The sequence below is a fragment of the Brevibacillus sp. BD137 genome, assembly GCF_041644655.1.
GTDB classification, from domain to species: domain Bacteria; phylum Bacillota; class Bacilli; order Brevibacillales; family Brevibacillaceae; genus Brevibacillus; species Brevibacillus brevis_D.
This window is the reverse complement of record NZ_JAOTNO010000006.1, coordinates 179,077-191,002: the sequence shown is the minus strand read 5'-3', so window position 1 is coordinate 191,002 and position 11,926 is coordinate 179,077. Positions and strand designations below refer to the sequence as shown.

Here is an 11,926-nt window from a genome sequence, read left to right as displayed (position 1 = left end):
AACAGAGGAAGGAGGGCAGCTAATGAAAGTCGTCATCCTAGCAGGAGGGTATGGCACGCGCATTGGAGAAGAAACGCATCTTCGTCCGAAGCCGCTCATTGAGATCGGTGATTGGCCCATCATTTGTCATATCATGTCCATTTATTCCAAGTACGGTTTCCATGATTTCATCATCTGTCTGGGGTACAAAGGCTACATGATCAAGGAGTACTTTGCGCACTACTTCCTTCACCATTCTGATGTGACGTTTGATTTTCGTAACGACAATCAGGTCACTTTTCACAATCACAATGCTGCTCCGTGGCGAGTCACATTGATTGATACGGGGAAAGACACAGGGACAGGTGGAAGGGTGAAGCGGATACAGAAGTATGTGGGAGAAGATACATTCATGCTGACGTATGGAGATGGCCTATCCGACATTAATATTGAACAGCTGGTAAAATTTCATCGCACGCATAAAAAACTCGCAACGATCACCACGACTCAACCGCCAGGCAGATTCGGAGCATTGGATATTGCCAATGGGAACACCGTAACAGGATTCCAGGAGAAGCCAAAAGGGGACGGCGGATGGATCAATGCTGGTTTTTTTGTCATGGAGCCGGGCGTATTTGATTATATGGCGGGTGATGAGACGGTATTGGAAAAAGAGCCGTTGGAGGGCTTGGCCAAGGCGAATCAACTAATGGCCTTCAAGCATACCGGTTTTTGGCAGCCAATGGATACGCTCCGGGATAAAAACTACTTGGAAGAACTGTGGAAATCCGGAAAGGCAGCATGGGCAACCAGCCGAACATAAGGAGGAAGCAGGAGTGGGCGGATTAAACGAGAACAGTGAAGAAGTTTTTTCTCCGATCGGATACGGGGACATAACGATCGATTGTGGGGCAAATTATGGGGTCATTTCTCAAAAAATGGCGGATAAAGGCGCTCTCGTCTTTGCGTTTGAGCCGAATCCATACGTATTTGAGGAATTGAAAAAAAGGGTAGGAGCCTATCCCAATGTTATATGTATCAACAAAGCCGTTTGGCATAAAAACGATAAGCTACGTTTGCATTTGCACGAACATTACCATACGGATCCGGCAGGGTCTGCTTACGCCTCTTCCCTTTTGAACAATCATCCTGTTACGAATCCCCATAAGTATGTAGAAGTAGAAGTCATTGATTTGACACAGTTCATCCAGATGCTCAATCGGCCGATCAAATTAATCAAAATAGATATCGAGGGGGCAGAATTTGAACTGTTGGAAAAAATCGTAGAGCAAAATTTACACCTGCAAATCGAAAAAATCGTCGTGGAAAATCATGAATGGCTGATTGAAGGCTTGAAAACGAAAGCCGATCACTTTCGGGGTGTCATGCAAGAAAAACAAATTCACAACATCGACTTGAACTGGATATAAGAAGATTGTAGAGCAGGTGAAGGGGAGCGATCCCGAATGAAGATACTAGTGACCGGCGCGACAGGCTTTCTCGGAAGCCAGCTCGTAAAAGCGCTGCGATTGGACGGACATACTGTCATCATCTTGAAAAGGAGTACTTCTGATTGCTCGCGTATCCAGGACATATTGCCTGATTTGATTACGTATGATGCGGATCACGGTCAATGGGAAGCTCCTTTTTTCGAGCAGGGGAGAATCGACGCAATCATCCATACGGCAACCTGTTATGGACGAAACACCGAGAGCATTACCACGATGGTAGATGCCAATGTGACCTTTCCACTGAAGCTGCTGGATATGGCTATGCGCTTTGGTACCCCTGTTTTTCTAAATACAGATACGTTTTCCAGTGCGCCCACCCGATTATCCAAACATCTGAAACCATACAATTTGACGAAGCGTCATTTTCGAGAATGGGGAAAATGCCTAGCAGATACCTCTTCCCTACAATTCATCAACGTCAGGCTGGAGCATGTGTATGGTCCTTATGACAATACGAATAAATTTGTGACCTCTGTCATCAAAAGCTGTCTCGAAAATCAACCTGAACTAAGGCTTACAGAAGGGAATCAAGCAAGAGACTTTATTTATGTGGAGGATGTTGTTGCTGCCTTTCGCGTGTTGTTGGCGCATGCTGCTCGTTTACCCGCGGGCTTTACGGAATACCAGGTAGGGACAGGTACGGCTACTTCGATACGAGAGTTTGTAGAAATGGTTCATCAGATGACGCAATCAAGCACGGTTTTGAAGTTCGGATCGATTGCGTATACAGATAGGGAAATCATGTATTCACATGCAGATACTCGACCGCTGCAAGCACTAGGGTGGAATCATCGAGTGAAGCTGGAGGATGGATTGAGAAAGGTAATGGCCACTTTCAAATAGCAACGCAACAAAAAACATGGCGAGCCTACAGCCATGTTTTTTCATGTGCGCTTAATCGAGGAACGTCTTGTTTGTGCAAAACAGATCAGCGTGAAAAGGTTTCATTTCGTCTAGTAAGTGGTTGTAGTTCTTCACCTTTACCACTGTATTGTCCCGTTTAAACATATACAGATGGGTAAACAATTTCTCCAACAGTGTGTAGAGCACGAGTGGATGTCTGCCGAAGTTTTCCGTGATGCTCTCAGGGTTGAATTCAATGATCACATCCGGGTCCCACTGCTTAAGCGTTCGCATGGCACTTTCCAAGACGATGACCTCAGAGCCTTCCACGTCAATTTTAATCAGGTCGATGCGCGAGATCATATTTTGCTCTACCCAGTCATCCAGCCTGACACATGATATGAATTGGGTGGATTTCTCCACTGCCTCAGGCTCATGCGGGATATAAGACCATCCGCCCCCACGCGGGTCGTCATGAAAATGAATGTTCCCGTTCCGGTCCGCTATTCCCAGCTGGAGTGGCTCGACATTGGTAATGTGATTCTCGGACAGGTTTCGCAGGAGATAAGGATAATTGGCGTCGGAGGGTTCGAATGCGTACACCTTGCCTTGAGGCGTGAGATAGCTCAGGGCGAGCGAGATCGCACCGATGTTCGCTCCGATGTCTAGGCAAACATGGTCAGGTTGTACGATTTTTTTCAGAGGATGGATAACGTAGTCTTCATAGTACCCTTTGTAATACTCCATAAAGTACAGGACGCTTTGATCAGAGTCGTCCCCATAGACGGTAAAGGTTTGATTGTCAAACGGCAGGTGAAAGTCAACTTTCTTCATCGAATTTGTTGCTCCTTCAAGTGGATTGTAGATCATGATGATGTCATTTCCGACGACGAATAAGAGGTCGGGACGAAGAGAATGAACGAATTCTCGTAGTTCTTGGATAGTGGGATAATCTTTCAATAATGGATTGGGACCAATAAAGCAACGAGCATCATCAATCAAAATGACGTGATTATGAACAGAATGCTGCAAAATGGCAGCCAGCTCATGCAAGATAGGGGTGTCCAGGTCCCCCTTGGCTGCCTCCGTTGAGCGCGGGATGTAATGACCGTCCAGCCAAAACAAGCAAGGTGATGTAACAGAGTGCATCAGGTTGCTCAATACTTTTCCACTGTCACCGTGGAGGATATGGATGTGGCTGTCGCCTGAGAATCTCTCTTTTGCCGCGATAAACAATGCTTCATCCAGCTCGATGGAAACAAGCAAGTCGAAATGGTGTTTCATTGCTTGCAACATGTCGCCCTTAAACGTACCTGTCTCGATCAAGGTGCGGATGCCCATCGTTTTTGCGATATGCTTGATCTTCGACTTTTTCAAATCGTTTGTCGGTGCTTCCAACAGCCAAAAATCCCAAGTTTCTTGTTCGGTTAACGGAAACGGGATTCGGCGCTCCTTCCTCCACGTATCCCGAATTTGCTGCATGCGTGACATACAAGGATGACCTCCTTTCAAATGACATTAGCGTGCGACAGAAGAAAAGACAGCCAAAGTTTCGCGCGCGCATTTCTCCCACGAAAAATGCTTAGCTTGATGGATGCCTTTGGCAACCAGGTCTGCTCGTGCCTCAGGTGTCAAATAAAGATGGGCGAGCTTCACCGCGATATCATCGGAAATATTCGGGTCGAAGGTGAGAGCAGCGTCACCCACCACCTCAGGAATACTCCCTGCATTGGAGCAAACGATTGGAATGTTGGACTTCATGGCTTCTACCAGCGGAATGCCAAAGCCTTCGAAGAGGGAAGGGAAGCAAAGGAACTGGGCATTCCGGTACAAGTAAGGCATCTCTTCCTGCGGTACGTAATGAAGCCATTTGACTTGGTCCCAAAGCTGATTATTTGTGATGTAATTCATGACGTTTTGATGAGCCTCTTGAGCAAAACCGGTGAAAACCATGGGAATTCGGATTTGGTGTTTATCCCGCAAAGTGACAAGTGCTTTGAATACATTCAGGTGATTTTTGTGATGCCATGTATTCGCGGGGAAAAAGCCGTATTCGCTGGGCAACTTATACTTTTGTATGACCTGTTGGTTGAGTGCCTCATTATGCGGCAAGGAAAATTCCCGGGAGGCATCCAGGTGGATCGCATGTACTTTATGCGGAGCAAGCCCGAATTTTTGGAGGATTGTTTGTTTGGAAAACTCCGACAGCGTCAGCACGGCACTACAACGCTCTGCAGACGATTTGTAGTTGTCTAGTCGCCAACGCAAGGAATGTGCATCGAAAAACTCCGGGTAATACTCGTGCTGGATATCAGGAATGTTGATCACAGAAGGGATTGTGACATCGGCTGGATTCAATACAAGCAGCGGGCAAAACCACAAATTCAACTGCAGGGAGTTTATCCAGAAATGAAGCATCGCGTGTGCATTACCGTGGTCAGGGACCATGAATTTGCGCACATTTTTTTGCACCTCAAAGGTATGGAAATTGTGTGAGGATAAAAAAAGAAACCACTGATGGCCATCCCCAGCATTCATCGAGTAGGCCAGCAAGTTCCTGACATACTGCTCCATCCCGCCGATTTTGCCAGGAATCACTGACATCAGGTTTATTCCGACTCTCATGTAGGGATCCTCCCTTGCACGTGAGGATGTGCCATGTACCAAGCGATCGTTTTCTCCAAGCCAGCGAGTAAGGACGTTTGTGCCACGAAGCCGAAATGCTCTTTTGCTTTGGTCACATCTAAAAGGCGGCGCGGCTGTCCGTCTGGCTTGGTTTTATCCCATTCGATCTCTCCTTGGAAGCCGCTTAGCTGCTTGATCGTTTCTGCTAAGCTTTTGATGGAGATTTCTTGACCAGAACCGATATTGACCGGTTCGGATTGATCATAGTTCATGGTTGCCGCAATAATCGCCTGTGCCGCATCCTCGACATAAATGAACTCGCGCGTGACGCTGCCTGTTCCCCAGAGGACGATCTTCTTCTCGTCATTGCGAATAGCATCTACGCATTTTCGAATGATGGCAGGGATGACGTGTGAGGTTTCCAAATCGAAGTTGTCGCCCGGGCCGTACAAATTGACAGGGAGCAAATAAATGGAATTGAACCCGTATTGCTCGCGATAGGCTTGTGATTGTACCAGCATCATTTTCTTGGCTAAGCCATACGGAGCATTGGTTTCTTCAGGGTAACCATTCCATATATCTTCTTCCTGGAACGGTACGGAAGCATATTTCGGGTAGGAGCAAATGGTTCCGATAGCTACAAATTTTTCGACACCGAATAAACGGGAGTGCTCCATGAGCTGAGTCCCCATGATCAAATTATCGTAAAAGTATTTCCCGGGATTTTTTTGATTCGCGCCGATTCCGCCAACGACGGCAGCCAAGTGAAGAATGATATCAGGACGGAAATCCTGCAACATCTTGTTCACATCATGTTCTTTGCGAAGATCGTATTCATGGCTTCTAGGGATGAAGATGTCCGTACAGTCCAGCTTGCGTAATTGATGAACGACGTGGCTTCCTAGAAATCCTGATCCACCCGTAACCACAATCCGTTTTTTCGCCAGATTCAATTCTTGTCAACCTGCCTTTCTCGTCCGCATTCAAATTCGAGGCGAAGGGACTCTGCGATTTACCCAATTTTCGATCTGGGCCTTGCCTTTGGTAAATTCCTGATAAAATTGGTACTCCTCATAGGAAAGCGGGAGGACTTCTTCCAGGTGGTAGCTGACAGAGCGTTTGACTTCAGGATTGTTGGGGTGGTTCTGAAGAATCTGCTGGCTGCAAAAAATACTCACTTCGCATTGCTGTCCCTCTGAGGTTATGGGAATTACGACTTGAAAACGCCCTTGGGTAACTTGGAATTTGTATACGAATTTTCCATTCCTCATGACATGGAAATGAAGAAGGGGGGCGATATCGTGGTTGCTTCCTTTGATAAGCAAAGCGTTCATCGGTCCATGGCTGGCTTCGATGGTCATCCGCAGGTTTTGGGGAGCCCATGAGTCCGAGTAACGGTTGGATGCGATGATTTGGGGAGAGGGCCCGAAAGCATGATACGCTTTTAGTTTATTGAGAAACCAAAAGGCTCCTTGCTTGTAATGATTCTGCGTATAGTGATAGAGCCATTCATTTGAGATGGTGCCATGATGCTTCACGCTTGTTTTCAAAATTTCGGAAAACCCTGGCTCCAATTCATAGACAAACGTTTTGCATGCGTCATATAAGCGTGAGTTAGCCAAGAATTCCGGTATCGTTCCAATCGGATAATGCAGGGAAATCCGGTTCCACAAATCGTAATCCATGCACCAGTCGTGTTCTTCATTTACACCACCAACTGCTTCAAAGGCATGCTTTCGCAGGAAAGCAGCGGGTTGGCAGATGATGTTGAAATGAAACAATTTTTTTCTGTCAAACTCCACCCAAATGTACGGATATTTTACTTTGTCATCCTCATCAATGTGGAGCCCTTTACCGTATACCACGCCCCATTCGGGATGCTGCTGTAAGGCAGCTACAGCCTTTCGAATGGCACCGGGAAAATACGTATCATCTGAATTGAGCCATCCGATAATCTCACCACGTGCCATTTGTAATCCTTTATTGATAGCATGGGATTGGCCGCGATCTGGTTCGGAAACGTAGCGGAAGCGGTCTGCCAGGTGGCTGTATTGCTGCAAAATATTCTGTGTACCGTCAGTTGAGGCGCCATCGACTACAATATGCTCAATATGGGGATAGTCCTGTGTCAGTACACTTTCGATTGTTCGTTTGATAAATTTTGCCTGATTGTACGAAGGGGTGATGACACTGACGAGAGGAAGGGATTGCATGGACATAAGAAGTTCCCTCCTGATTTTTTCTACTCATCCACTCGGCGTTTTTAAGGGCTGATCTGTTGGCGTAGTACAGAGCGCCAGTAATTCAATAAATCTTCCATCGTTTGCTGGAAGGAGATCTCGGGCTCCCATCCTGTCTTTTCTCGGAACAGCGAAGAGTCTCCCAATACAATGTCCACATCAGAGGGGCGCAACCGATTGGTGTCTACATGTATTTCTACCTGCACATCAGTCAAGGACAGTAGTGTCTTCAACATGTCCTCTATGGTGTAGCGAGTACCCGCGGATATATTGTAGACATCGCCTGGTTCACCTCGGGTAATCGCCAGCCAATACGCCTTGACAATATCCCGCACATCCGTGAAGTCTCGAATGGCCTCAAGATTGCCGACATGCACTTTTGGCTCTTGCAGACCAAGCTCAATCTGGGCAATTTGTTTGGCAAAATTGGAGGTCACATAGCTTTCGCCTCTTCGCGGACCTGTATGATGAAACGTACGTGTACGGATGATCGCCAGACCGTAACTGTGGTGGTATTGATATCCGAGATAATCCTGGGCGATTTTACTGACCGCGTATGGATTAAGAGGACGGAGTGGGTTGGTCTCCTTAATGGGGATTTCCTCCGGATAAACCAAACCATACTCCTCACTGGAGCATGCGATTTGAATTTTGCAAGCAACAGCATGGTTGCGTACCGCCTCGAACAAATGTAACTGTGGGACAATATTGTTCACCATCGTATCCGCAGGAGATGACAACGAGGTGGGGACGAAGCTTTGGGCAGCCAGGTGAAAAATGAGATCAGGCTTTATTCTCTGGATGAGTTCATTTACAGATTGGGGATCTTTTAATTCACAGTTTTCCATATGCACGCGGTCTATCAGGTGCCCCAGCTGCTCCTTTTTGGTAAGGGACCGGAATGTACCGTAAACATCTACATCTCCCCGCGACAGTAGATACTCAGCCAAGTGACTGCCGGCAAATCCCGTTACTCCGGTAATCAATGCCTTCATGAGTCGAATCCCCCCTGTCCATGATGCTCGTAGCGAAGGATGAACAGCTTAACATATTATGAATATGGAAAAACGTGAAAAATGGCACGGCATACAGCTCGTTTCCAGAGGGAATTTTATGGGGATCAGGGCTCGGCATGCACCCATTTGCAGGTCGCATAGTCGAAAAACATGAAATCATCTGTGTTCGGGATAGCCTGTGAGCCAAAGAAGGGGATATATGCTTTTGCGTGTCCTTGAAAATGCAAGGAATGAGCAGGAAGGTAGTCAGTCGTGCCCGTTATTTTGCAAAAAAGAGCACCAGCCTTTTGATAAATCTGCTTTTTCCCATCTTGACTGTCAGCCTGCGGGCAGGATGGAGCAAAAGGACAGTTGAGATTATGATCGAAAAAGCCGTTGGCGACTATACCATACGTAGCTTTACGGCGAAGCGCGTAATTGTGAAACAGGATAAACAACACCATGTCGGAAATGGGGACATCTCCGAGTTCTTTTGCAAATTGAAGCAGAGTCTCGTAGTGAAGCGGGTCGCGAAAAAATTTGGTCGCGTAATCGCAAAATTGATTGAGTTTTTCCAGATCGCATACAGTCGTCCAGGTATACTCAAATGTAAAGTCATCGAACTCCTCGTTGTATCGCTTGCTGATATCGGTGAATAGCATGACGTCCGAGTCCAGGTAACAGCAACGTTCTATCCCTTGATTCCTCATAAAATCGCGCAAAATAAACCAGCGTTGGAAGCAAAACAGATTGTATTCGTAGGTGTTGGAAGTGGAGTGCTTGTAAACATGAGAGAAAGCTTGGGCGCTTTGGTAGAAATGACTCAACAGGAAGTGCTCTGTATTTCCTGTAGAAAGATACTTGTTTTCTGGGCTCCCGATAAGAATGACACGAGAAGAAGGGTTGCTGTATTTCGCCTGTTGCATGCATAATCCTACATGCTCTTCAGCCGTTCTGTGAATAAACACGATGGGCAAACTCACAATTATACATCTCCTCTGTCTTGCAAAATGCCTGCTAGGCTCCTATTGATAAACTTTATCCTAATATATTGTCCCGAGGAGGGCCTTGAAACCATGCAAATAGCCTGTTTTGCGGCCTGTTCATTGAATGACCAATCGTATCCGCAAAAAGATAAATAAGATACGAAAAGAGGGACGTTGTGAATGGAGGCATGGAGAGAATGGATCTGTTAAACCGATATGAAAGGCAAGTGTACTCTCAAAATGGAGAGGACGGCATCATTGAAGAAATATTTTCGCGAATCGGAACTACGAATCGCTATTGTGTAGAATTCGGGGTTGGCGATGGCTCGGAATGCTTGATAAAAAATCTCGTCACGCAGCATGGATGGAGCGGATTGGCGATGGAAGCCGACCTGAACAGCTGCAATAAAATGTCTGCGGATTATGCTGCCTATCCCCAGATCATCATCAAGAATGAGTTAATCACGAGAGAAAATATTGCTGGTTTATTCGAAAAAAATGGTGTCCAAAAAGAATTTGATCTGCTCTCTATCGACATTGACGGCAATGACTACTGGGTATGGCAAGCTCTTTCTGCCTACACCCCGAGACTTGTCGTTATTGAGTACAATGCGGCTTTTCCGCCTCCACAAAAAATGGTGATCGTGTATCAACCGGATTTTAAATGGGGTGGGAATACCTACTATGGTGCCAGTTTGACTTCCCTGGCCATTTTGGGAACCAGCTTGGGATATGCCTTGGTGGGGACAGATTCAAAGGGCGTCAACGCTTTTTTTGTAAGACGCGACTTACTTCTTCAATCCGGTTTCCCTGAATTAACACCAGAACAGGCTTATCATCCTCCTCGTTACGGGTCAGTCGCGGGCGGACATCCTCCTCAGTCCGGTCCCTATTTGGAAATCTAGTCCTGACTAAAAATCGAACAGCTGCAAGACAGCTTGCTTCAAGGAGAAGAGCCTTTCTTGGCTATCTTGACTACTCGTTCCTTTCACTCCGAAATAAATTTTGATTTTGGGCTCCGTACCTGAGGGTCTGACACAAAACCACGCATGATCATGGAAAAAGTATTTGATCGTATCCGAGGCTGGCAAGGTGAGCGGTGTGGTTGTACCTGTTTGACAATCGGTGCGGATTCCGCTGGCATAATCTTCGATGGCTAGGATGGGGTGGGAGGCGATTTGGGAAGGTGGCTGATTGCGCAGGGAAGACATCGTTGCCGATATTTTTTGCATGCCTTCTCCACCTTTGCATGTGAAAGAAATCAGCTCTTCTGCATAATGACCGTAACGGTCGAATAAGTCATTCAGTGTGTCAGCGAGGCTTTTGTGTTGTGATTTGTAATACGCGCACATGTCAGCAAGTAGCAAAGCAGTTTGTACGGCATCCTTATCCCGGACAAAATCACCGATTAAGTATCCGTAGCTTTCTTCGTATCCAAACTGGAAGACGTACGCTCCACTTTTTTTATAGGCTTCGATTTTTTCGCCAATATATTTGAAGCCTGTCAGGGTGTCTTCTGTTGATACACCGAAGTCTACCGCGATGGCTCTACCCATTTCGGACGTGACGATTGTTTTCAAGACAAGGCCGTTTGGGGGGAGCTCCCCCTTTTTTTGTTTGGTTTCCAGCAGGTAATGAAGAAGCATGGTTCCCAACTGATTTCCTGTCAGGACGTTGTAGTCTCCTGCCTGATTTTTGACCAGCACGCCAAGGCGATCTCCATCAGGGTCCGTCCCCATGATCATGTCGGCATCCATCTGTTTGGCGTATGAAATCGCTAATTGAAAGGCTTCAGGTTCTTCGGGATTAGGCGAGTCTACCGTCGAAAAGTTAGGATCGGGGATAGCTTGCTCTTCAACGACATGCACTTGTGTATACCCAAATAATTTCAATCCGCGCGTGATCGAGTCATGGGTCGTGCCGTGCAGGGGGGTAAAGACAATCTTCACTTGCTCCCGGATGGCAGGAGATAAGTCTGGATGGACGCGCAACTGCTTTACTTTTTCCAAATACGCATGCAAGAGAGAATCGTCAATGTAGTGGAGCAGCCCATTTTTGTACAGCTCTTGCTCATCTGCTGGAGTGATTTCGAGTTCATTTCCGGCTACAACGATATGGTCCATCAGCCGTTCGGCTGTCGCGAGTGTAATTTGTCCCCCGTCTGCGCCATAAATTTTGTACCCGTTGTATTCGGGCGGATTATGGCTTGCTGTAATGACAATGCCAGCACACGCACGATAGTGGCGCACGGCAAAGGAAAGCAGAGGGGTAGGAGTCAGCTGTTTGAATATACATGTAGTAATCCCGTACTGTCCGAGAACTTTGGCGGTTTCTTTGGCAAACAACAGTGAGTGTTTCCGTGAATCATAGGCAATGACGACTTTTTTGACGGCCAGATTCGGGTATGTTTCGAGTAAATAAAGAGCCAGCCCTGCGCTTGCTTTGCGAATCGTGTAAAGGTTGATGCGGTTTATTCCCGGCTCCATGACCCCGCGCATCCCTCCGGTTCCAAATGCAATCGGTGCAGAGAAGCAATCCGCAAGCTGCTTTTCATCAGCGTGCATGGCGGTTAACTGCTGACGAAGCTCTGGATCGAGGGATTCACACTCGTTCCAGCGTGTGTAGTGTGTGTGCCAGTTTGCATTCATGTAGAGTTCACTCCCACGTGTAGAGTACGACATCATTTACTAGGGTATTAACGGAATGGTAAGTGAGTGAGTGGATGTGATTAGGACGGGAGGATGTGA

General features: G+C 46.8%; 11 protein-coding genes. 4 read left to right on the top strand and 7 right to left on the bottom strand.

The features are described from left to right. The first annotated feature begins 22 nt into the window (after nucleotides 1-22). From rfbF to ODZ53_RS15760, 3 genes are read left to right on the top strand one after another with little or no spacing between them, the layout of a single operon-like run. Nucleotides 23-802, top strand: coding sequence for a glucose-1-phosphate cytidylyltransferase (rfbF, locus tag ODZ53_RS15770; protein ID WP_012685467.1), 780 nt, complete (start codon nucleotides 23-25; stop codon nucleotides 800-802). Nucleotides 803-815: 13 nt separating this feature from the next. After that, a complete protein-coding gene (locus tag ODZ53_RS15765; RefSeq protein ID WP_199929080.1) occupies nucleotides 816-1,409 on the top strand; it encodes an FkbM family methyltransferase in 594 nt (197 codons plus the stop codon). A 36-nt stretch (nucleotides 1,410-1,445) separates the two neighbouring features. Continuing rightward, nucleotides 1,446-2,333: an NAD-dependent epimerase/dehydratase family protein gene (locus ODZ53_RS15760; protein ID WP_372678189.1), complete on the top strand. Its 888-nt coding sequence runs from the start codon at nucleotides 1,446-1,448 to the stop codon at nucleotides 2,331-2,333. A 51-nt stretch (nucleotides 2,334-2,384) separates the two neighbouring features. Here the strand turns inward: ODZ53_RS15760 and ODZ53_RS15755 are convergent, their stop codons facing one another. The 6 genes from ODZ53_RS15755 to ODZ53_RS15730 all read right to left on the bottom strand — a co-directional run bounded on the left by ODZ53_RS15755 (nucleotide 2,385) and on the right by ODZ53_RS15730 (nucleotide 9,176). Beyond that, nucleotides 2,385-3,824 carry an FkbM family methyltransferase gene (locus ODZ53_RS15755; protein ID WP_372678187.1) on the bottom strand — a complete coding sequence of 480 codons (1,440 nt, stop codon included), beginning with the start codon at nucleotides 3,822-3,824 and terminating at the stop codon, nucleotides 2,385-2,387. 27 nt (nucleotides 3,825-3,851) lie between these two features. After that, complete coding sequence (locus ODZ53_RS15750) at nucleotides 3,852-4,958, bottom strand: glycosyltransferase family 4 protein (RefSeq protein WP_372678185.1); 1,107 nt, start codon at nucleotides 4,956-4,958, stop codon at nucleotides 3,852-3,854. Further along, nucleotides 4,955-5,911 (bottom strand): GDP-L-fucose synthase family protein, encoded by a 957-nt coding sequence (locus ODZ53_RS15745; RefSeq protein ID WP_199929076.1) that lies wholly within the window; start codon nucleotides 5,909-5,911, stop codon nucleotides 4,955-4,957. The genes ODZ53_RS15750 and ODZ53_RS15745 overlap by 4 nt, the downstream gene beginning before the upstream one ends. A gap of 30 nt (nucleotides 5,912-5,941) precedes the next feature. Then, nucleotides 5,942-7,177: a glycosyltransferase family 2 protein gene (locus tag ODZ53_RS15740; protein ID WP_372678183.1), complete on the bottom strand. Its 1,236-nt coding sequence runs from the start codon at nucleotides 7,175-7,177 to the stop codon at nucleotides 5,942-5,944. A gap of 44 nt (nucleotides 7,178-7,221) precedes the next feature. After that, nucleotides 7,222-8,193, bottom strand: coding sequence for a GDP-mannose 4,6-dehydratase (locus ODZ53_RS15735; protein WP_199929074.1), 972 nt, complete (start codon nucleotides 8,191-8,193; stop codon nucleotides 7,222-7,224). Nucleotides 8,194-8,318: 125 nt separating this feature from the next. Continuing rightward, the gene (locus ODZ53_RS15730) at nucleotides 8,319-9,176 is read right to left on the bottom strand and encodes a hypothetical protein (protein WP_372678181.1); all 858 of its coding nucleotides are present in this window, start codon (nucleotides 9,174-9,176) and stop codon (nucleotides 8,319-8,321) included. A gap of 200 nt (nucleotides 9,177-9,376) precedes the next feature. Here ODZ53_RS15730 and ODZ53_RS15725 point away from each other — a divergent pair, with 200 nt between their 5' ends. Continuing rightward, nucleotides 9,377-10,084, top strand: coding sequence for a hypothetical protein (locus tag ODZ53_RS15725; protein ID WP_372678179.1), 708 nt, complete (start codon nucleotides 9,377-9,379; stop codon nucleotides 10,082-10,084). Nucleotides 10,085-10,090: 6 nt separating this feature from the next. Here ODZ53_RS15725 and ODZ53_RS15720 read toward each other — a convergent pair whose 3' ends face one another. Next, on the bottom strand, nucleotides 10,091-11,827 hold the full coding sequence (locus tag ODZ53_RS15720; RefSeq protein WP_372678177.1) for a phospho-sugar mutase: 1,737 nt from the start codon (nucleotides 11,825-11,827) through the stop codon (nucleotides 10,091-10,093). Between the last annotated feature and the right edge of the window lie 99 nt (nucleotides 11,828-11,926).

Coding starts and splice junctions, on each gene's coding strand:
- ODZ53_RS15740 (WP_372678183.1), bottom strand. CDS start 7,177: ATGTCCATGCAATCCCTTCCTCTCGTCAGTGTCATCACCCCTTCGTAC.
- ODZ53_RS15755 (WP_372678187.1), bottom strand. CDS start 3,824: ATGTCACGCATGCAGCAAATTCGGGATACGTGGAGGAAGGAGCGCCGA.
- ODZ53_RS15750 (WP_372678185.1), bottom strand. CDS start 4,958: ATGAGAGTCGGAATAAACCTGATGTCAGTGATTCCTGGCAAAATCGGC.
- ODZ53_RS15760 (WP_372678189.1), top strand. CDS start 1,446: ATGAAGATACTAGTGACCGGCGCGACAGGCTTTCTCGGAAGCCAGCTC.
- rfbF (WP_012685467.1), top strand. CDS start 23: ATGAAAGTCGTCATCCTAGCAGGAGGGTATGGCACGCGCATTGGAGAA.
- ODZ53_RS15725 (WP_372678179.1), top strand. CDS start 9,377: ATGGATCTGTTAAACCGATATGAAAGGCAAGTGTACTCTCAAAATGGA.
- ODZ53_RS15720 (WP_372678177.1), bottom strand. CDS start 11,827: ATGAATGCAAACTGGCACACACACTACACACGCTGGAACGAGTGTGAA.
- ODZ53_RS15735 (WP_199929074.1), bottom strand. CDS start 8,193: ATGAAGGCATTGATTACCGGAGTAACGGGATTTGCCGGCAGTCACTTG.